This window comes from Kitasatospora sp. MBT66 (assembly GCF_000710405.2).
GTDB lineage: Bacteria > Actinomycetota > Actinomycetes > Streptomycetales > Streptomycetaceae > Kitasatospora > Kitasatospora purpeofusca.
Genome location: NZ_JAIY01000020.1, coordinates 16,443 through 35,643 on the forward strand (window position 1 = coordinate 16,443; position 19,201 = coordinate 35,643).

At 75.1% G+C, this 19,201-nt stretch carries 16 protein-coding genes; 4 read left to right on the plus strand and 12 right to left on the minus strand.

The window, feature by feature from the left end; translation table 11 throughout:
- Nucleotides 1–206: 206 nt before the first annotated feature.
- Both BI06_RS41175 and BI06_RS41180 read right to left on the minus strand, forming a co-directional pair.
- Nucleotides 207–848 carry an NUDIX hydrolase gene (locus BI06_RS41175; RefSeq protein WP_030396094.1) on the minus strand — a complete coding sequence of 214 codons (642 nt, stop codon included), beginning with the start codon at nucleotides 846–848 and terminating at the stop codon, nucleotides 207–209.
- 94 nt (nucleotides 849–942) lie between these two features.
- Nucleotides 943–2,586 (minus strand): CTP synthase, encoded by a 1,644-nt coding sequence (locus tag BI06_RS41180; protein ID WP_030396093.1) that lies wholly within the window; start codon nucleotides 2,584–2,586, stop codon nucleotides 943–945.
- 817 nt (nucleotides 2,587–3,403) lie between these two features.
- Between BI06_RS41180 and BI06_RS41185 the strand changes: the two genes are divergently transcribed.
- Nucleotides 3,404–5,419 (plus strand): glycoside hydrolase family 15 protein, encoded by a 2,016-nt coding sequence (locus BI06_RS41185; protein WP_051742905.1) that lies wholly within the window; start codon nucleotides 3,404–3,406, stop codon nucleotides 5,417–5,419.
- Nucleotides 5,420–5,438: 19 nt separating this feature from the next.
- On the opposite strand, the gene BI06_RS41190 is transcribed toward BI06_RS41185, so the two are convergent.
- The 3 genes from BI06_RS41190 to BI06_RS41200 all read right to left on the minus strand — a co-directional run bounded on the left by BI06_RS41190 (nucleotide 5,439) and on the right by BI06_RS41200 (nucleotide 9,491).
- Nucleotides 5,439–6,620 (minus strand): glycosyltransferase family 4 protein, encoded by a 1,182-nt coding sequence (locus BI06_RS41190; protein ID WP_051742906.1) that lies wholly within the window; start codon nucleotides 6,618–6,620, stop codon nucleotides 5,439–5,441.
- A gap of 166 nt (nucleotides 6,621–6,786) precedes the next feature.
- The gene (gene recN, locus BI06_RS41195) at nucleotides 6,787–8,520 is read right to left on the minus strand and encodes a DNA repair protein RecN (protein WP_030396090.1); all 1,734 of its coding nucleotides are present in this window, start codon (nucleotides 8,518–8,520) and stop codon (nucleotides 6,787–6,789) included.
- 191 nt (nucleotides 8,521–8,711) lie between these two features.
- Nucleotides 8,712–9,491, minus strand: coding sequence for a YitT family protein (locus BI06_RS41200; protein WP_233290515.1), 780 nt, complete (start codon nucleotides 9,489–9,491; stop codon nucleotides 8,712–8,714).
- Nucleotides 9,492–9,626: 135 nt separating this feature from the next.
- Here BI06_RS41200 and BI06_RS41205 point away from each other — a divergent pair, with 135 nt between their 5' ends.
- Entirely contained in the window at nucleotides 9,627–11,150 is a 1,524-nt protein-coding gene (locus BI06_RS41205) for a PLP-dependent aminotransferase family protein (protein ID WP_030396088.1), read from the plus strand.
- Between the two features lie 105 nt (nucleotides 11,151–11,255).
- On the opposite strand, the gene BI06_RS41210 is transcribed toward BI06_RS41205, so the two are convergent.
- The 4 genes from BI06_RS41210 to BI06_RS55310 all read right to left on the minus strand — a co-directional run bounded on the left by BI06_RS41210 (nucleotide 11,256) and on the right by BI06_RS55310 (nucleotide 14,114).
- Nucleotides 11,256–12,158 (minus strand): NAD kinase, encoded by a 903-nt coding sequence (locus tag BI06_RS41210; protein WP_030396087.1) that lies wholly within the window; start codon nucleotides 12,156–12,158, stop codon nucleotides 11,256–11,258.
- Nucleotides 12,159–12,250: 92 nt separating this feature from the next.
- Complete coding sequence (locus tag BI06_RS41215) at nucleotides 12,251–13,057, minus strand: TlyA family RNA methyltransferase (RefSeq protein ID WP_030396086.1); 807 nt, start codon at nucleotides 13,055–13,057, stop codon at nucleotides 12,251–12,253.
- A 45-nt stretch (nucleotides 13,058–13,102) separates the two neighbouring features.
- Nucleotides 13,103–13,318 carry a hypothetical protein gene (locus tag BI06_RS41220; protein WP_030396085.1) on the minus strand — a complete coding sequence of 72 codons (216 nt, stop codon included), beginning with the start codon at nucleotides 13,316–13,318 and terminating at the stop codon, nucleotides 13,103–13,105.
- Nucleotides 13,311–14,114, minus strand: coding sequence for a hypothetical protein (locus BI06_RS55310; RefSeq protein ID WP_158516530.1), 804 nt, complete (start codon nucleotides 14,112–14,114; stop codon nucleotides 13,311–13,313). Before BI06_RS55310 ends, BI06_RS41220 begins: the two co-directional genes overlap by 8 nt.
- A 185-nt stretch (nucleotides 14,115–14,299) precedes the next feature.
- Between BI06_RS55310 and BI06_RS41230 the strand changes: the two genes are divergently transcribed.
- A complete protein-coding gene (locus tag BI06_RS41230; protein WP_030396083.1) occupies nucleotides 14,300–14,647 on the plus strand; it encodes an SCP2 sterol-binding domain-containing protein in 348 nt (115 codons plus the stop codon).
- A gap of 74 nt (nucleotides 14,648–14,721) precedes the next feature.
- Here the strand turns inward: BI06_RS41230 and BI06_RS41235 are convergent, their stop codons facing one another.
- Together BI06_RS41235 and BI06_RS41240 are read right to left on the minus strand one after the other, a co-directional pair.
- Nucleotides 14,722–15,765, minus strand: coding sequence for an HAD-IIA family hydrolase (locus tag BI06_RS41235; RefSeq protein WP_043477251.1), 1,044 nt, complete (start codon nucleotides 15,763–15,765; stop codon nucleotides 14,722–14,724).
- 111 nt (nucleotides 15,766–15,876) lie between these two features.
- Nucleotides 15,877–16,497 carry a tetratricopeptide repeat protein gene (locus BI06_RS41240; RefSeq protein ID WP_233290516.1) on the minus strand — a complete coding sequence of 207 codons (621 nt, stop codon included), beginning with the start codon at nucleotides 16,495–16,497 and terminating at the stop codon, nucleotides 15,877–15,879.
- Between the two features lie 93 nt (nucleotides 16,498–16,590).
- Here BI06_RS41240 and BI06_RS41245 point away from each other — a divergent pair, with 93 nt between their 5' ends.
- The gene (locus BI06_RS41245) at nucleotides 16,591–17,961 is read left to right on the plus strand and encodes a DUF1015 family protein (protein WP_030396080.1); all 1,371 of its coding nucleotides are present in this window, start codon (nucleotides 16,591–16,593) and stop codon (nucleotides 17,959–17,961) included.
- A gap of 120 nt (nucleotides 17,962–18,081) precedes the next feature.
- Here BI06_RS41245 and BI06_RS41250 read toward each other — a convergent pair whose 3' ends face one another.
- Nucleotides 18,082–18,954 (minus strand): tetratricopeptide repeat protein, encoded by an 873-nt coding sequence (locus tag BI06_RS41250; RefSeq protein WP_051742952.1) that lies wholly within the window; start codon nucleotides 18,952–18,954, stop codon nucleotides 18,082–18,084.
- Nucleotides 18,955–19,201: the final 247 nt, after the last annotated feature.

Sequence of the window (19,201 nt, forward strand, 5' to 3'; positions counted from 1 at the left end):
CGAGCCGAAGGGGCACGCCGACCGGTCACCGAACCCCGCGCCCCAAGCCCCCACCCACCCGCCGTGACCCCCGCCAGGCACTACCGCGAGCGAGCCGAAGGGGCGCGCCGGTGCCGAAAGGGAGAGCGCGAGGGAGCGACGCAGGAGCGAGGGAGCAACGACCGTCGGCACCGGACGGAAGCGCCCCGGAGGCGAGCCGAGCCCAATTAAAAGGGCCTGGCGGGCCACGGCGAGTCCGCCGCCCGCAGCGCGTCCAGCCCTCCGGGCCCGTGCAGCGCCGCGTACAGCGCCAGGGTCCCGGTGATCAGGGTCGGGTTGTGCAGCTCGCCGGCGTGGATCAGCCGGACGAGCTCCTCGACCGGCACCCGGGCGGACTCCAGCTCCAGTTCCTCCCCGTGCGCCTCGTACCGCTCCCCCTCGGCCTCGGACAGGTCGGTGGCGAGGAAGAGCCGCAGGGCCTCGTCGGTGCCGCCGGGCGAGGTGTAGAAGTCGACCAGCACCCGCCATTCGCCGGCCTTGCAGTGCGCCTCCTCGTACAGCTCGCGCTGGGCGGCGTGCAGCGGGTTCTCGCCGGGCACGTCGAGCAGTCCGGCGGGCAGCTCCCAGAGGCGCTGGCGGACGGGGTGGCGGTACTGGCGCAGGATCAGCACCCGCTGCCGCTCGTCCAGGGCGAGGACGGAGACCGACCCGGGGTGGGTCTGGTAGTCGCGGCGGGCCCAGCTGCCGTCGGGCATCAGGACCTCCTCGGTGCGCACCCCGGTGACCCGGCCTTGGAAGGGGGTGGTGCTCCCCCGGATCTCCCACTCCTCCGCCACGTCGGCGACTTCGGCCGTGCTGCGGTCGTCCATCACGCTCTCCCCTTTTCGTCAGTACGACACAATCTAACGCCGAACGGCGGCCCCGCAGGAATCGCGGGACCGCCGTCCGGGGAACGGACCGGGACTACTGGGCGTCGGCCGGCGCCGTCTTGATCTCGATCGCGGCCTTGACCAGACCCGCGAACAGCGGGTGCGGGCGGGTCGGCCGGGACTTCAGCTCCGGGTGGGCCTGGGTGGCCACCAGGTAGGGGTGCACCTCGCGCGGGTACTCGACGTACTCGACCAGGTCGCCCTTCGGGGAGAGGCCGGAGAACTGCAGGCCGGTCTTCTCCAGGTCCGCGCGGTAGGCGTTGTTGACCTCGTAGCGGTGGCGGTGGCGCTCCTCGACGTACTGCTCGCCCGCGTAGACCTCGCGGACGATCGAGCCCTCGGCGAGCTTGGCCGGGTAGAGGCCCAGGCGCATGGTGCCGCCCAGGTCGCCCTTGCCGTCGACGATGGCCAGCTGCTCGGCCATGGTGGAGACGACCGGGTGCTTGGCGGCGGCGTCGAACTCGGTCGAGTTGGCCTCGGGCAGGCCGGCCAGGTTGCGGGCGGCCTCAATGACAACGCACTGCAGGCCCAGGCACAGGCCGAGCAGCGGGACCTTGTTCTCGCGGGCGAAGGTGATCGCGCCGACCTTGCCGTTGACGCCGCGGTCGCCGAAGCCGCCGGGGATGCAGATCGCGTCCACGTCGCCGAGCTGCTCGCGGGCGCCCTCGGGGGTCTCGCAGTCGTCCGAGGTGACCCACTTGATCTCGACCCGGGCGTTGTTGGCGAAGCCGCCGGCGCGCAGCGCCTCGGTCACCGACAGGTAGGCGTCCGGGAGGTCGATGTACTTGCCGACCAGGGCGACCTTGACGATGTGCTGCGGCTCGTGGACGCGGCGCAGCAGGTCGTCCCAGGTGGTCCAGTCCACGTCGCGGAACGGCAGGTCCAGGCGGCGGACGACGTAGGCGTCCAGGCCCTCGCCGTGCAGCACCTTGGGGATGTCGTAGATCGACTTGGCGTCGATGGCCGCGACCACGGCCTCCTCGTCGACGTCGCACATCAGCGAGATCTTGCGCTTGATGGCCTGCGGGACCTCGCGGTCGGCGCGCAGCACGATGGCGTCGGGCTGGATGCCGATGTTGCGCAGCGCGGCGACGGAGTGCTGGGTCGGCTTGGTCTTCAGCTCGCCCGAGGGGCCGATGTAGGGGAGCAGGGAGACGTGCACGAAGAAGACGTTGTCCCGGCCGACCTCGTGGCGGACCTGGCGGACGGCCTCCAGGAACGGCAGCGACTCGATGTCGCCGACGGTGCCGCCGACCTCGGTGATCACCACGTCCACGTCCTCGGTCGCCATCCGGCGGATCCGGGACTTGATCTCGTTGGTGATGTGCGGGATGACCTGGACGGTGTCGCCCAGGTACTCGCCGCGGCGCTCCTTGGCGATGACGGTCGAGTACACCTGGCCGGTGGTGACGTTGGCCGAGCCGTGCAGGTTCGTGTCGAGGAACCGCTCGTAGTGGCCGATGTCGAGGTCGGTCTCGGCGCCGTCGTCGGTGACGAAGACCTCACCGTGCTGGAACGGGTTCATGGTGCCCGGGTCCACGTTGAGGTACGGGTCGAGCTTCTGCATCGTCACGCGCAGGCCGCGGGCCTTGAGCAGGGCACCGAGGCTGGAGGCGGTGAGGCCCTTGCCGAGCGACGAGGCGACACCCCCGGTGACGAAGAGGTGCTTGGTCGTCACGGCGCGGCCGTTCGATGCCTTGCCGGAATGGGGCTGTGCCAAGAGGGGGCTCCCGTGGGTCGCGTGTCGAAGGTGACGTGGTGGGAGGCTCGCGGCTCGCCGTCGCGACGGGGGAGGGCGGTGCTGCGCACGGGGCCCTGAGGGTCGTCGGTTCGGCCGGTCCGGGGCGTTTGATCCCACCGGTCCACGGGATACCAGGGTATCAGTGACCCGGCCCGGACGCGTTCCGGCCCGCCGTCGGAGGGCCTCGGGGCCCCGGTTTCCGGTCGGGGAACCGCGGGGGCGCTCCCGGGGCGCACGCCAGGCGCACCACCGGCGCACCATCCGGCGCAACCGTCACATCCGTTGCACCACCCGCCCGACCGGGCCACCCGGCGGCGGTCCGGAGCCCTCGGCCGGGCCATCACCGGATCCCCACTTCGTGCCATCCGGAGCTGATCCTTCCGAGCCATCCTGACGGCCGCTCTCGCAATGCGCGGTATTTCCGCCGAAATGCGGCGCCACATCGCGCTGCGCCCGCGTGCTTCGCCCCTTTCGTCCGTCGTAAGCTGCTCGGACGCATCGCCGACAACATGAGCACGCGGAGGGCGTGGGAGGGTCAGGAACCTCTCGGTCCCCGATGCGCGACCGGACCTCCCCGTAGTGCCGCTCCTCCCACCCACCCAGAGGCTCGACCGAGCCCTCGCGGATGCTCCGGCAAGGCCCGCCACCACCCCACGGAGGGCCGGACGTCCCGGGGTGGCCCCCGGTCCGCGGTCCCGCTGGCTCTCCCTCGGATCGCCGATGCGTCGTGACCACATTGCGAACTGGAGATCACGTGGCCGGCCGTATCGAGGACTACGCACTCATCGGGGACATGCAGACCGCCGCCCTCGTCAGCAGGGACGGAGCGGTGGACTGGCTCTGCCTGCCCCGGTTCGACTCGCCGGCGGTGTTCGCCGGCCTGCTCGGCACCGACGAACACGGCTTCTGGCGGATCGGCCCCGCCGAGGCGGTGGCCACCGCACTGCCGCACCCGGCCACCGCGCCCGCCGCCGAACCGGCCGGCCCCCCGGCCGCACGGCTGCGGCTCGCCGACACCGCCGACCTGAGGGTCCCGCCGCCCACCGCGGCCGCCCCCGCCGTGCCCGCCGACCGCCGCCGCTACCGGGGCGACTCGCTGATCCTGGAACAGGAGTGGGACTCCCAGGGCGGCACCGTCCGGGTGATCGACTTCATGCCGCCCCGCCCGCTGGCCGGGAAGGACGCCGTGCCGCAGGTGATCCGGATCGTCGAGGGCGTGGCCGGCACCGTGCGGATGCGCTCCGCCCTGCGGATGCGCTTCAGCTACGGCCGGGTCGTCCCCTGGGTGCACCGGGTGGAGCAGCCCGACGGCGGCCACCGCACCGTCGCCGTGGCCGGGCCGGACTCGGTCTGGCTGGACGGCGAGGCCGACACCTACGGGCGCAACCTCACCACCTACGCGGACTTCACCGTCCGGGCCGGTGAGCGGATCGCCTTCGCGCTCACCTGGCAGGCCTCCCACCTGGAGCAGCCGACCCCGCCGGACGCCGAGGGCCTGCTCGAGGCCACCGCCGACTTCTGGCACGAGTGGGTCGGCCAGTGCACCTACCAGGGGCCCTACCGGGAGGCCGTGGTCCGCTCGCTGATCACCCTCAAGGGCCTCACCTACGCCCCCACCGGCGGGATCGTGGCCGCCCCCACCACCTCGCTGCCCGAGGACATCGGCGGCGAGCGCAACTGGGACTACCGCTACACCTGGCTCAGGGACGCCGCGATCACCCTCTCCTCCCTGCTCCGCACCGGCTACCGCGACGAGGCCAAGGCCTGGCGCGAGTGGCTGCTGCGCGCGGTCGCGGGCGACCCGGAGAACCTCCAGATCATGTACGGCATCGCCGGCGAGCGCGAGCTCACCGAGTCCGCGCTCGACTGGCTGCCCGGCTACGAGGGCTCACAGCCGGTCCGGGTCGGCAACGGCGCGGCCGGCCAGCTCCAGCTGGACGTCTACGGCGAGGTCGTCGAGGCGCTGCACCTGGCCCACATGACCGGCCTGGTCCGCAACGACCACGCCCACCACCTCCAGCTGCGGCTGATCGAGTACCTGGAGGACCACTGGACCGAGCCGGACGAGGGCATCTGGGAGGTGCGCGGGCCGCGCCGGCACTTCGTCCACTCCAAGGTGATGGCCTGGGTGGCGGTGGACCGCACCATCAAGCTGCTGGAGCAGACCCCCGAGGACGCCCCGGCCGGCGGCCAGCTGGAGCGCTGGCGCGAGCTGCGCGACACCATCCACCGGGACGTCTGCGAGCGGGGCTACGACCCCGGCCGCAACACCTTCACCCAGTACTACGGCGGCAAGGAGCTGGACGCCTCGCTGCTGCTCATCCCGCAGGTCGGCTTCCTGCCGCCGGACGACAAGCGGGTGATCGGCACCATCGAGGCGATCCAGCGCGAGCTGTCCACCGAGGACGGCTTCGTGCTGCGCTACCCGACCCACGACGAGAGCGGCAACAACGTCGACGGCCTGTCCGGCCACGAGGGCGCCTTCCTGGCCTGCTCGTTCTGGCTGGCCGACGACCTCGCCATGATCGGCCGGGTGCAGGAGGCACGGGAGCTGTTCGACCGGCTGCTGTCGCTGCGCAACGACCTCGGGCTGCTCGCCGAGGAGTGGGACCCGCGGCTCAAGCGCCAGGTCGGCAACTTCCCGCAGGCCTTCAGCCACGTCCCGCTGATCGACACCGCGCTGCGGCTCACCGCCTGCGGCGGCGCCTACCTGTCGGCCCAGCCGGACGGCCCGGCCGCCGACCGGGCCGGCGAGCAGGCCACCGTCTGACCCGCCGCCACCGTCGCGCTCACCCGTTGCGCTGCACCAGCTCGTCGTAGGTGCTGAGCACCTGGGCGACGGTGGCGGCCTCGTCCGGCCAGGTCTCCGCCTGCTGCCGGCCGGCCGCCACCAGGCGGCGGCGGCGCTCCGGGTCGGCCAGCAGCTCCCGCACCGCCCGGCCGAGGGCCGCCGCGTCACCGGGCGGGACCAGTACGGCGGCGTCGCCGACCAGCTCGGGGATGCCGCCGACGGCGGTGGCGACCACCGGCACGCCGGCCCGCATCGCCTCCTGCACCACCAGCGACCGGGCCTCCCAGCGGCTGGGGAGCACCAGCACGTCGGCGGCGGCCAGCAGGTCGGACACATCGGTGCGGTAGCCGAGCAGCCGCACCGGCAGCTTCTCGGCGGCCACCCGCTCGCGCAGTCCGGCGGCCTCCGGGCCGTCCCCGGCCAGCAGCAGCAGCGGTTCGGGCGTCAGCGCGGCCAGGTCGCGGGCCGCGTCCAGCAGCAGTCCGAAGGCCTTCTGCGGGACGAGCCGGCCCACCGCGAGGACCAGCGGGCGGTCCGGGCCGCCGTCGAGCAGCGCCGCCCTGGCGCCGTCCCGGGGCAGCCGGGCCTCGGGCATCGGCGGGGCCGCGACCGGGCCCAGCCGGGCGTCGGTGGCGCCGAGTTCGCGGGCCCGGGCGACCAGGTCGGAGGAGGCGCCGAGGACGAGGTCGGCGGCGCGCGCCACCCGGCGCTCCATCAGCCGCTGGAGGCGGCGCTCCATGCCGGTGGCGTCCAGCGCGTGGTGCGAGGTGACCACCAGCGGCGTCTCCGGGCGCAGGCCCGGGAAGCGGCCGGCGGTGCGCAGCGCGAGGTCGGACAGCAGCCCCGCGCGCAGGCCGTGGGCGTGCACCACGTCGGCGCCGGTGAAGGCACGGCGCAGCTCGCCGATCGCGGTGGCGTCGCTGCGGGCGCCCGCGGTCGGGGTGATGTCGACCAGGTGGAACCGCGCACCGGTGCGGGAGAAGCCGTACAGCGCGTCCGCGCCGGCGGGGGCGCACACCGTGACGGTCACTCCGTGCGCGACCAGACCCTGTGCCAGGGAGCGCACATGCGCACCGATGCCGCCGCTACTGGCGGCCAGGACGAGCACCACCTGCAGCTGCCCCGGTTCGGGGGTGGCCGCGGCTGCCCGGGCGGCGGAATGGTCCACGTCGTCTCGCATCCGACTCGATCAGCTACGCGCGCCCCGGGCGGGGGTTGCCCGCCGGCGGCGCTCGGGACAGGAAGGGCCAGTGTCCAGCCGCCACCATGCCAGGTCGGCGGCCCTCTTGGACAGTCGGCGCCCCCGGCGGGGCGCGTCGTGGCCGGTCCGTGAGGGCCGCCCGGGTTCAGCGGTGGCGGGGGGTCCGGGCCGCGGCGAGCAACTCCTCCGCGTGCGCCCGGCCGAGCTCGGAGTCCTCCAGGCCGGCCAGCATCCGGGAGAGCTCGCGGACCCGCTCCTCGTCGGTCAGAACCTTGACGCCGCTGCGGGTCACGGTGCCGTCGTTGGTCTTCTCGACCACCAGGTGGCGGTCGGCGAAGGCCGCCACCTGCGGCAGGTGGGTGACCACCACGACCTGGGCGCTCTCGGCGAGCTTGGCGAGCCGGCGGCCGATCTCGACCGCCGCCTTGCCGCCGACGCCCGCGTCCACCTCGTCGAACAGATAGGTGGGGACGGGGTCGGCGCCGGCGAAGACCACCTCGACGGCGAGCATCACCCGGGACAGTTCGCCGCCGGAGGCGCCCTTGGCGATCGGCCGGGGCTGGGCGCCGGGGTGCGGGGCCAGCAGCACCTCGACCTCGTCCACGCCGTGCGGCCCGTAGGCGACCGTCCGGCCCTCGATCTCGATCCCGGACAGGTCGTCGACCTGGCTGATCGCGAAGGTGACCCGGGCGTGCGGCATGGCCAGTTCGGCGAGCTCGGCGGAGACGGCCGCCGCGAAGCGCCCGGCGGCTGCCTGCCGGGCGGCCGAGACCTCGGCCGCGAGCTCGGCCAGCTCGCCGCGCAGCGCGGTCTCGCGGGCGCCGAGCTCGTCGATCCGCTCGTCGTCGCCGTCGAGCTCGGAGAGCCGGGCGGAGCCGGCCTCGGCCCAGGCGATCACCTCGGCCAGCGAGTTCTCCGGGCCGCCGTACTTGCGCAGCAGCTGGGAGAGCACGGCCCGGCGGTCCTCGACGGCGGCCAGGCGGACCGGGTCGGCGTCCAGGTCGTCGGCGTAGCCGGCCAGGTCGCCGGCCACGTCGGCGAGCAGGTAGCCGACCTCGTTGAGCCGGTCGGCGAGGGCGGCGAGCCGCTCGTCGTGGTGGCGGACGGCGTCCAGCGCGCGGCGGGACTGGGCGAGCAGGGTGCCCGCGTCCAGCGCCTCCGGGTCGGCCGGGTCGCCGGCCAGGGCGGCGTGGGCGAGGGTCGCGGCGGAGGAGAGCGCGTCGGCGTGGCCGAGCCGCTCGGCCTCGGCGGACAGCCCCTCGTCCTCGCCGGCCACCGGTTCGGCGGCGGCGACCTCGTCGAGGCCGAACCGCAGCAGGTCCGCCTCCTGGGCCCGCTCGCGGGCCCGGGTGGTCAGCTCCTCCAGCGTCGAGGAGACCTCGCGCAGCCGGCGGTAGACCTCGCGGTAGCGGGCCAGCGGCTCGGCGACCGACCCGCCCGCGTAGCGGTCCAGGGCGCCGCGCTGGCGGGCCGGGCGCAGCAGCCGCTGCTGGTCGGTCTGGCCGTGCACGGCGACGAGGTCCTCGCCGAGCTCGGCGAGCAGGCCGACCGGGACGGACCGGCCGCCGACGTGGGCGCGGGAGCGGCCCTCGGCGGAGACGGTCCGGCTGATCAGCAGCGCGCCGTCGTCGAGCTCGGCACCGGCCTCGACCGCGCGGGCGGCCACCGGCGAGCCGGGTGGAAGTTGGAGGCGGCCCTCGACGACCGCGCGCTCGCTGCCGTTGCGCACCAGGCCCGGGTCGGCCCGGCCGCCGAGCAGCAGGCCGAGGCTGGTCACCACCATGGTCTTGCCGGCTCCGGTCTCCCCGGTCACCGCTGTGAAGCCGGGGGCCAGTTCGACGACCGCGTCGTCGATGACCCCGAGATCCCGTATCCGCATCTCGTCCAACACGGAGACGACCTTACGAGGTTCCGCACCCGCCGCGCGACGAGCGGCAACGCCGCGCGGCAACTCCGTGCCCCCAAGTTCATCCGTTCCGGGCGTTTCCGGACCCGCCGCGCCGGGATCCGGACCGTTCCTCCGTGCCCGCCCCACTCGCGGACCCGCCCCGGGACGGTCCGGGCGACCCGTTACGCGCCGGGACCGCGCTTTCCGGCCTTTCCGGCCCTTCCGGCCTGCTCGGCGGTGGGCACGGTGAACCAGGGCAGGAAGAACTGCGCGAGCGGGCCGATCGCCAGCGCGTACGCGACGGTGCCGACCCCGGCCGTGCCGCCGAGCAGGACGCCCACCGCCAGCACGACCAGCTCGATGCCCGTGCGGATCAGCCGCAGCGAGCCCCCGGTGCGCCGGTGCAGCCCGGTCATCAGCCCGTCCCGCGGCCCCGGGCCCAGCCGGGCGCCGATGTAGAGCCCGGTGGCCACGCCGTTGAGCACGATCGCGGTGACCATCAGCGCGATCCGGACCGGGAGCGCCCCCGGGGTGCCGACGAAGCGCAGGGTGAGGTCCATCGCGGCGCCGATCAGCAGCACGTTGGCGACCGTGCCGACCCCGGGCAGCTGACGCAGCGGGATCCACAGCAGCAGCACCAGGGCGCCGCAGATGGTGACCCAGGCACCCACCGAGAGGCCGAAGCTGCCCTGGAGGCCCTGGTGGAACACGTCCCAGGGGTCGAGCCCGAGGCCGGAGCGGAGCATCAGGCCCATGCTGCCGCCGTAGAGGGCCAGGCCGACCACCAGCTGCGGCAGGCGGCGGCCGAGGGCGTGGGTGTCGCCCAGCACCCGCAGCAGCGGACCGGGCCGGGCGACGGTCGCACCGGCGACGGGGGCCGCACCGGCGGCGGGGGACGGCGAGGCGGGCCCGGACGGGCACTCGGACGGCGACGGGGACGGGAGGGCGCTCGTGGTGGCCATGGATTCTCCGGACAGGTGGTGCTGCACCGCCGGCGGACCGGCCCGACGGTGGCGGTCTCGACGGCCGCCCTGCCATGATGGCCAAGCCAATACGGCCCACGACAGGGCCAATCACGAGCAAGTGGACTGATTACCTTGGCCGACTGGCAGACCACCGTCGCTCCCCCGGCGCTCGCCCGGCTGCTCGCCACCGCCCGACTGCCCGAACCGCCCGGCGCCGCCCGCCGCCCCGCCTACCGCGCGCTGGCCGCCCGGATCCGGCTGCTGGTCTCCGAGGGCCGGCTGCCGGTCGGCGCCCGGCTGCCCGCCGAACGCGAACTCGCCCTGGCCCTCGGACTCAGCCGCACCACCGTCGCCACCGCCTACGAGGCCCTGCGGGCCGAGGGCTACCTGCACAGCCGCCGCGGCGCCGGCAGCTGGACCGCCCTGCCCGAGGGCTCCGCCCCGCCCAGCGACGCCCTGCACCCCGTCCCGCCGGACGAGCAGGGCAACATCCTGGACCTCGGCGTCGCCGCGCTCCCCGCCCCGCAGCCCTTCCTCTCCGCGGCCGCCGCCCGCGCCGTCGACCAGCTGCCCGCCTACGCCGCCGGGCACGGCCACTACCCGACCGGCGTCCCGGTGCTGCGCGAGGCCGTGGCCCGCCGCTTCACCGAGCGCGGACTGCCGACCACCCCGGACCAGATCCTGATCACCATCGGCGCGATGGGCGCCCTGCACCTGGTCCGGCAGGCCCTGCTCGGCCGGGGCGACCGGGTCGCCGTCGAGGCCCCCAGCTACGCCCACACCCTCCAGGCGCTGCGGCTCAGCGAGGCCCGGCCGGTCCCCGTCCCGCTGCTCGACGCATCCCCCGCGCCGGGCCGCGGGGGCGGGCCGCGCTGGGACCTCGCCGAGTGGCGACGGGTGCTGGGCGGGGCCGCGCCGAAGGCCGTCTATGTGATCCCCGACTTCCACAACCCCACCGGCGCGCTGATCGACGAGGAGCAGCGGCGCGCACTGCTCGCCGCCGCCCGGTCCGCCGGCGCCGTGGTGCTGGTCGACGAGACCACCGCGGAACTCGGCTGGGGCGTGCCCGCGGACGTACCGCTCCCCCGCCCGACCGCCGCGCTGGACCGCGCCGCCCAGGTGGTCACCGTCGGCTCGGCCGGGAAGCTGCTCTGGGGCGGCCTGCGGATCGGCTGGGTGCGCGCCGCCCCCGCGCTGGTCCGCCGGCTGGCCACCACCCGGGTCTACAGCGACGTCGGCGCCCCCGTGCTGGACCAGCTGATCGCCGCCGAACTGCTGGCCGAGGACCTCCCGGCCGTCCGCGCCCACCAACTGACCCGGCTGCGGGACACCGCCGAGGCACTCACCACCGCCCTGCGCGAGCAGCTGCCGCACTGGCGCTTCGCCGTGCCGCCGGGCGGGCTGTCGTTCTGGGTCGCCACCGGCGGGGTGTCGGGCACCGCACTGGCCCGGGCCGGCGAGCGCTCCGGGGTCCGGCTCGCGGCCGGCAACCGGTTCGGCTCCGACGGCGCGTTCGAGCACCACATCCGGATCCCGCTCACCGTGCCCGCCCCGGCCGTGCCGGCCGCGGTCCGCCGGCTGGCGGAGGCCGCCGCCCGCGCCGAGGACGACGGCGGGTGGCGGGGCACCGACGACAACCAGCCGCTCGCGGTCTGACGGAGCGGGAGCGGACGGACCGCACGAACCGGTGGACCGGGCGGACCGGGCGGACCGGGCGACGCCGAGTCACCCGGTCCGCCCGGTCCGCCGGGACCGCGAGACTCAGGCGGTGTCCGCCCGGCCGCGCCAACCGGTCACCGGCAGCGCGAACTTGGCCACCAGCCGGTCCGTGAACGGCGCCCGGTGCAGCCTGGCCAGCCGCACCGGCGTCTGCCCCCGGCGCACCTCCACCCGCGCCCCGGCGGGCAGTTCGACCGAGCGCCGGCCGTCGCACCACAGCACGCCGTGCGGGGTCTTCGGCTGCACCTCCACCGCCAGCACCGAGTCCGGCGAGGCCACCAGCGGCCGGGCGAACAGCGCGTGCGCGCTGATCGGCACCATCAGCAGGGCCTCCACCTCGGGCCAGACCACCGGCCCGCCGCCGGAGAACGCGTACGCCGTCGAACCGGTCGGCGTCGCGCACACCACGCCGTCGCAGCCGAAGTTGGAGACCGGACGGCCGTCCACCTCGGTCACCACCTCGAGCATCCGCTCCCTGGAGGCCTTCTCGATCGAGGCCTCGTTCAGCGCCCAGTCGTGGTGCACCTCGTCACCGTTGGTGCGGACGATCACATCGAGGGTCATCCGCTCCTCGACCTCGTAGTCGGCGTCGACCACCCGCTCGACCACCACCGCCAGATCGTCCCGCTCCGCCTCGGCCAGGAAACCGACCCGGCCCAGGTTGATGCCGAGCATCGGCAGCCCGTGCTCGCGCGCCAACTCCGCCCCGCGCAGCAGGGTCCCGTCCCCGCCGGCGACCAGGATCAGCTCGCAGCCGTCGGCCGCGCCCGGCCCCCCGGCCACCGTCTCCACGCCGTCCGGCAGGTCCAGGTCGACCGCCTCGGCAGCCAGCAGTCTGATCCGGATCCCCGCCTTCAGCAGGCCGTGCACCAGTCCCTCGACACTGCGCAGCGCCGCCTCGCGGCCCGTGTGCGCGATCAGGAAGACCGTACGTTCATCACTCATGCCCGCTGCCCTCTCCCTACGCCGGCCGGGTCGTCGTCGGCCCGGTACGGCCGCGCCACCCAGCATGACGGACCGGACGTCCGCAGAGCACCCTATCGGGGGCCTTCGGCGACAGCCCGGTCCGCCTCCGCGGGGTCCAGCTGCGGTGCGTCCCGGCGCATCCAGAGGAAGTACTCGACATTGCCCGACGGCCCCGGCAGCGGGCTCGCGGTGACCGCCCGCACGCCCAGCCCGAGCTGCCACGCCTGGTCGGCCACCTGGCGCACCATCTCGGCGCGCAACTGCGGGCTGCGCACCACCCCGCCGCTGCCGAGGCGCTCCTTGCCGATCTCGAACTGCGGCTTGACCATCAGCACCAGGTCCGCGTCCGGGGCGGCGCAGCCGGCCAGCGCGGGCAGCACCAGGCCCAGCGAGATGAAGGACAGGTCGCCCACCACCAGGTCGACCGGGGTGCCGCCGATCATCTCCGGGGTCAGCTCCCGGACGTTGGTGCGGTCCATCACGGTCACCCGGTCGTCGCTCTGCAGCGACCAGGCCAGCTGCCCGTAGCCGACGTCCACCGCCAGCACGCCGGCGGCGCCCGCCCGCAGCAGCACATCGGTGAACCCGCCGGTGGACGCGCCCGCGTCCAGCGCCCGGCGGCCCTCGACGACCAGGCCCTGCGGCACGAACGCCGCGAACGCCCCGGCGAGCTTGTGGCCGCCGCGCGACACGTAGTCGGGATCGTTGTCGTCCTTGGCCACCACCACCGCCGCCGAGGTCTCCACCTGGGTGGCCGGCTTGGTCGCGGTGGCCCCGCCGACGGTCACCCGGCCGGCCGCGATCAGCTCCGAGGCGTGCTCCCGCGACCGGGCCAGCTTGCGGCGGACCAGCTCCGCGTCGAGTCGGCGTCGTGCCACTGCCACTGGTGTTTCAGCTCCTACGGTGGTTCCCGCTCGCCCGGGTCAGTCCCGGTCGAGCGCGGCCAGCGTGTCGGCGAGCCGCTGATGGACATCTTCGTACACCGCGACGTGTGCGTCGGTCGGCACCCCGTCCAGCGCCGCCAGCCGGGCCAGCCCGGCGTCCACCGCCGGGTGCCCGGTGGGCGTGAGCTCGACCCCGAGCGGCAGCGGCTCACCGGGGGCCGGGACGGGGGCGGTCCGGCTCTCCGGTTCAGGCATCGGGCTTCTTCGTGGTGGCGGTCCGGCGGACGGTGGTCTTGCGGGTGGCGGTGCGCTTGGCGGGCGGCTGCTCGGCCCCGGCCTCGGCCGGCTTCTTCGCGGCCGCGGTGTTCTTCGCGGTCGAGGTCTTCTTGACGGCGGTCTTCTTCACCGCCGTCTTCTTGGCCGCCGCCTTCTTCGCGGCCGGCGCGGCCTTCTTCGCGGCGGCGGGCTTCCGCGCCGCCGCCTTCTTCGCGGGGGTCTTCTCCGCTGCCTTCTCCGCCGCGGCCGCCGCCACGACCGCCGTCCCGTTCGGCGGCACCGGCGGGTCGACCTCCACCGGCTCGTCCACCACTATCCGCTCGGCCCCCGCCGAAGCCCGCGTCTCCTGCTCCCAGCCGTCCTCGAACAGCCCGCCGGCCCGGGGCGCGGGCGGCGGCCCGGCCTGCTCCGGCCGCGCCCCCTCCTCGTCGTCCTCGTCCTCGACCTCGCGCAGCTTGCTCTCCAGGTAGGCCAGCACCACGCCCACCTTGGTCACCTGGTCGCCGACCTTCTCGAAGACCTTCTCGACCTCGCCGCGCGCCACCCCGACGGCCAGGTCCACCCCGGCCCGCGCGGCGGTCACCGCCTCCTCGGCGAGCGTCTGCAGCGACTGCGCCGACGGAGGGAACTGCCCGCCGAAGCGGCGCTCCACCTCCGTGACGTCGATCCCGCCCTTCTCCAGCAGACCGGCCGCCGTCCCGACGACCCGCTTGCCGACCTCCTCCACCAGTACGGCCGCGGCCGCCACCGCTCCTCGTACCGTCTTCGGCAGCATCCGGGTGCCTCCCATTCGCCTGCGCGCATCGCTCCGTCGCCACGGTGCCCGGACGGATCCGGGCATCCCACCGACGACGCTACCGCCAAAACCCTCCTGCGGTACCGTGGCCCGGCAGTCGGCCGCCGACCGGCCCCGCCACCCGCCGGGGCGCGACGGCCCGTTCGAGGAGGGGATCCACCGCCATGGCCAACGCCGAGGAGTGCCGCGAGGCGCTGGAGCAGCTCAGCCGCAACCTCGCCAAGGCCACCGGCGACGTCCGCACAGCCGCCGGCCTCGACCGCTCGCTCAGCTGCCGGATCACCGACCTCGACCTGACCTTCACCGGGCAGCTGCGGGCCGGGAGCATCCAGGACGTCGAGCAGCACCCCGGCAGCCCCACCGCGAAGGCGGACATCCGGCTCACCATGAGCAGCGACGACCTGCTCGCCCTGGTCGGCGGCCGGCTCAACTTCGCCTCGGCCTGGGTCGGCGGCCGGGTCAAGCTGGAGGCGGGCTTCCGCGACCTGCTGCGGCTGCGCACCCTGCTCTGACCCGGCCGCCGGCACCGGCCACCGGCCACCGACCGAACCGACCGTCGGCACCGGCACCGGCACCGGCACCGGGCTCAGAAGCCCAGCTCGGCCAGCGCCTTCCGCCCGTCCACCGGCTCGCCGTCCGCGTCCAGCACCGTCCAGGCCGCCGCGCACAGCGCCCGCAGACCGTCCCAGCGGTCCGCCCCGACACCCTCCAGCCGCAGCACGCCGTCCTGCGCCACCGCGACGAAGCCTCCGCAGCCGAACCCGCCGCCCGCCGCGGCCGTGACCGGCGCGTGCGCGGTCAGCAGACCCCGCAGGTCCGCCGCCAGGTACGTCGGCCGGTGCTCCGCCGGGGCCGCCAGCAGCTGCGCCGCCGTCGTCACCCCGGTGAACACGAGCAGGCTGTCCACGCCGCCGTTGAACGCGCCCTCGATGTCGGTGTCCAGCCGGTCACCGACCACCAGCGGCCGCTTCGCCCCGGTCCGCAGCACCGTCTCCCGGTGCATCGGCGGCAGCGGCTTCCCCGCCACCTCCGGCTCCACCCCGGTCGCCGCCCGCACCGCCGCCACCAGCATCCCGTTGCCCGGCGCGATCCCGCGCGCGGTCGGCACCGTCACATCGGTGTTGGACGCCACCCACGGCAGCCCGGACTGCACCGCGTAGGAGGCCTCCGCCAGGTGCGTCCACCCCACCGAGGCGTCGAAGCCCTGGACCACCGCCAGCGGCTCCTCGGCCAGGGTCCGGACGGCCACCAGGCCGCGCTCGGCCAGCGCCTCCTCCAGCCCGAGCCCGCCGACCACCAGCACCTTCGCGCCGGCCGGCAGCTTCTCCGCGAGCACCCGGGCGGCGGCCTGGGCGGAGTTGATCACGTCCGCCGGCTCGGCCGGCACCCCCAGCTCGGTCAGGTGCTCGGCGACCACCCGGGGCGGCCGGGAGGCGTTGTTGGTCACGTACGCCAGCCGCATCCCGGCGGCGCGGGCCGCGTCCAGCGACTCCACGGCGTACTCGATCGCGTTCGGGCCGGCGTACACCACGCCGTCGAGGTCCAGCAGTGCCGTGTCGTACGCCTCGGTCAGCGGCTGCTCGCTGCCGCCCGGGGCGGTCCGTCGCACGGTGGTGGCCGTTTCGGTCATGCCTGCTCTACCTCACTCATCGCGTCAGTCCTGCTCGTGCGTACTCGTCCGTACTCGTCCGTCGGGAGTCCGGGCGGGGCCGGAACCGCGGCTGTCGGACGCCGCACCGGCTCAGCCGTCGTGCCGGTCCCGCTCACCGGTCGGCTCGGGCCCCGCCGTGGTTCCCGGGCCCGCCGTGCTTCCCGGAGCCGGGCCCTCCGCCCCGGCCGGCGGCTCCAGGTAACCCGGCGCCCCCGGCAGCAGCGGACCGAACGCCCCGGCCCGGGCCGCCAGCGTCGCGCGGGTCTGCCGCAGCGCGGCCCGGTAGTGGTCGTTCTCCGGCCGCATCGCCACGGCCAGCGCCAGATGCTCGGCGGAGGTCTCGAAATCGCCCAGCCGGGCCGCCGCCACACCCCACCCGAACTGAGCGTAGTCGTCCGACGGATCGGCCAGCGCCACGGTCCGGAAGTTCTCCAGCGCCGCCGCGAAGGACCCCGCGTCGAACTGCGCCCGGGCCAGCGCCTCCCGGATGCTGCGCGAGTCCGGCTCGGCCGCGGCCGCCCGGGCCAGCAGCTGCTCGGCCGCCGCCGGGTTCCCCTGCGCGAGCAGCCGCGCACCCCGGCGGAACCAGTCGTAGACGTCCCCCTCCGGCTCACCGGACCGCTGCTGCTGACCGGACGGAGCCATCCCGCCGCCGCCGGCGTCCGCACCCCCACCAGCGCCGTCGTCCACCCGCTCGTCGCGCTCGTCCACCCCGAACCTCGCCCTCGGTCACGACACCCGGCCACCGGACCGGCACGGGTGTTCCGATCTCTGAACAACGCGTACCCGGTTACGATGCCCAGAATGAGCACACCCAGTGCAGAAAGCGGAGTGGAGTCTCCGCAGGGCGGCCCCGGCAATCCCGGCCACGTCGCCACCGCAGGCCTGTCCCTGTCCCCGTTCCGCGGCCTCCGCTACGACCCCGACCGGGTCGGCGCGCTGGCCGCCGTCACCTCACCGCCGTACGACGTCGTCGACCCCGGCCGAAGGCTCGACCTGGAGACCGCCGACCCGCACAACGTGGTCCGGCTGATCCTGCCGCGCCCCGAACCCGAGGACACCGGCGACCGCCCCGACCGCGACACCCGCTACCGGCACGCCGCCAGGCTGCTGCGCGAGTGGCAGCGCGAAGGCGTCCTGGCCGCCGACCCCGAGCCGGCCCTCTACGTGTACGAGCAGCGCGTCCCCGCCGCCAACGGCAGCGCGGAGGTCCTCCAGCGCGGACTCATCGGCGCCCTCGCCGTCAGCGGCACCGAGGCCGGCGTGGTCCTCCCGCACGAGGACGTGATGCCCCGGCCGGTCGCCGACCGGGTCGGCCTGATGCGCACCACCCGGGCCAACCTCGAACCGCTGCTGCTCACCTACCGGGGCAGCGGCGGGGCGTCCGCCGTGATCGAACGCGCCGTCCGCGCCGAGCCGCTGCTCACCACGACCACCACCGACGGCACCCACCACCGGCTGTGGGCGGTCACCGACCCGGCCGAGATCGCCGAGATCGGCCGCGACCTGGCCACCTGCCGCGCCCTCATCGCCGACGGCCACCACCGCTGGGAGATGTACCTGCGTCTCCAGCGCGAACACCGGCACCTGCCCCGCAGCCCCTGGGACCGCGGCCTGGTGCTGCTGGTCGACACCGCCCGCTACCCGCTGCGGGTGCGGGCCATCCACCGGGTGCTCTACCGGCTGCCGGTCGAGGAGGCGCTGGCCCGGCTCGGCGGCCAGTGGCAGGTCAAGGAGGTCCCCGGCCCGCTGGACGGCGCGCTGCAGGCACTCGCCGAGCAGAAGCGGCACGGCGGCAGCGGCTTCCTGCTCACCGGCGGGGACGGCGTCTTCCACCTCGTCACCGACCCCGACGAGGCCCTGCTCGACGCCACCGTGCCGCAGGACAAGCCCGAGGAGTGGCGCCACCTGGACGCCACCGTCCTGCACGCCACGCTGCTCGACCACACCTGGCGGGTCCCCGACGGCCCCGACGACATCGGCTACCTGCACACCGCCGCCTCCGCCGAGCGCGAGGCCGCCCGCAGCGGCGGCACGGCCGTCCTGCTGCACCCGGTGCGGGAGAGCGTGGTCCGCCGGCTCGCCGAGCAGGGCGTCACCATGCCCCGCAAGTCCACCTCCTTCGGCCCGAAGCCGGCCACCGGACTGGTGCTGCGCAACCTGGAGCTGGGCTGACGCCGTAGCGGCGCCGAACGCAGTGAGGCCCTGCCGCACTCCGGATCTCCCGGGGTGCGGCAGGGCCTCACTCATGACGCGCCCCGGCCGCCGGCGGGTGCCGGCGGCCGGGGTCGTCGACTACTTGTCGTCGCGACCGGCGGAACGCTCCGGCACCACGCCGTCGAACTCCTCGTCGATCTCGAGGTCGTCCTCGTCGTAGAACTCCTCGACGTCCTCCTCGTCCTCGAAGATGACCCGCTCGTCCGAGGCCTCGCCACCCTTGCGGGCGGCCGGCTCGGCGGCCTGCTCGGCCTCCTCCTCGGCGAGCTCCGGGTCGAGGGCGTCGATGAACTCCACACCGTCGATCTCGGCGAGGCGCTCGGCGGCGTTGGTGGTGCCGTCCGTGTCCGCCTCGACGGCCTTGGCGAACCAGTCACGGGCCTCGTCGCCGCGGCCGGCCGCGATCAGCGCCTCGGCGTAGGCGTAGCGCAGGCGCGCGGTCCACGGGTGCACCGCGGACGAGGCCAGCTCGGAGCTCTGCAGGGTGACGACGGCGGCGTCGAACTGCTCCATGTCACCGCGCGCACCGGCCGCGACGAGACGCATCTCGACCTGGCCGGCCTTGTCCAGCTGCTTCACCTCGGGCTCGCCGGCCATCGCCAGCGCCTTCTCCGGGCGGCCCAGGCCGCGCTCGCAGTCGGCCATCACGGGCCACAGGTCGGCGCGACCGGTCATCCGGCGGGCGGCGCGGAACTCGGTCAGCGCCTCCGAGTAGCGCTGGGTCACGTACGAGGCAAAACCGGCCGCCTCACGGACGGCGGCGACGCGCGAGGCCAGCCGCAGCGCGACGCGCGAGTACTGGTAGGCCTCCTCCGGCTCGTCGTCGAGCAGCCGGGCGACCATCACCAGGTTGCGGGCGACATCGTCCGCGAGCGTCTTGGGCAGGCTCTTGAGCTCCTGGCGCACATCCGCGTCGATCTCGAAGCCGGTGACGTCCTCGGGGATCGGCAGGCGCTTGACCGGCTCGTAGTTGCCCCGGCGGTCGTCCTGGTAGTCCCGGCCGCCGCCGCGCTCGTCCCGGCCGCCGCGGTAGCCGCCGCGGTCGTCGCGGTCACGGCCGTAGCCGCCGCCCGAGGGGCGGTCGCCGCGGTCGTCACGACGGAAGCCGCCGCCACCGCCGCCGTAGGGGCGGTCGCCACCGCGGTCGTCGCGGCGGAAGCCGCCACGGTCGCCGCCGCGGTCGTCACGGTCACGGCCG

What these genes read in the sequence shown, in the direction of transcription:
- BI06_RS55310 (WP_158516530.1), bottom strand. Translation starts at nt 14,114, where the DNA reads ATGCTGCCGAAGACGGTACGAGGAGCGGTGGCGGCCGCGGCCGTACTG.
- BI06_RS41235 (WP_043477251.1), bottom strand. Translation starts at nt 15,765, where the DNA reads ATGACCGAAACGGCCACCACCGTGCGACGGACCGCCCCGGGCGGCAGC.
- BI06_RS41175 (WP_030396094.1), bottom strand. Translation starts at nt 848, where the DNA reads ATGGACGACCGCAGCACGGCCGAAGTCGCCGACGTGGCGGAGGAGTGG.
- BI06_RS41220 (WP_030396085.1), bottom strand. Translation starts at nt 13,318, where the DNA reads ATGCCTGAACCGGAGAGCCGGACCGCCCCCGTCCCGGCCCCCGGTGAG.
- BI06_RS41230 (WP_030396083.1), top strand. Translation starts at nt 14,300, where the DNA reads ATGGCCAACGCCGAGGAGTGCCGCGAGGCGCTGGAGCAGCTCAGCCGC.
- BI06_RS41245 (WP_030396080.1), top strand. Translation starts at nt 16,591, where the DNA reads ATGAGCACACCCAGTGCAGAAAGCGGAGTGGAGTCTCCGCAGGGCGGC.
- BI06_RS41200 (WP_233290515.1), bottom strand. Translation starts at nt 9,491, where the DNA reads ATGGCCACCACGAGCGCCCTCCCGTCCCCGTCGCCGTCCGAGTGCCCG.
- BI06_RS41210 (WP_030396087.1), bottom strand. Translation starts at nt 12,158, where the DNA reads ATGAGTGATGAACGTACGGTCTTCCTGATCGCGCACACGGGCCGCGAG.
- BI06_RS41190 (WP_051742906.1), bottom strand. Translation starts at nt 6,620, where the DNA reads ATGCGAGACGACGTGGACCATTCCGCCGCCCGGGCAGCCGCGGCCACC.
- recN (WP_030396090.1), bottom strand. Translation starts at nt 8,520, where the DNA reads ATGCGGATACGGGATCTCGGGGTCATCGACGACGCGGTCGTCGAACTG.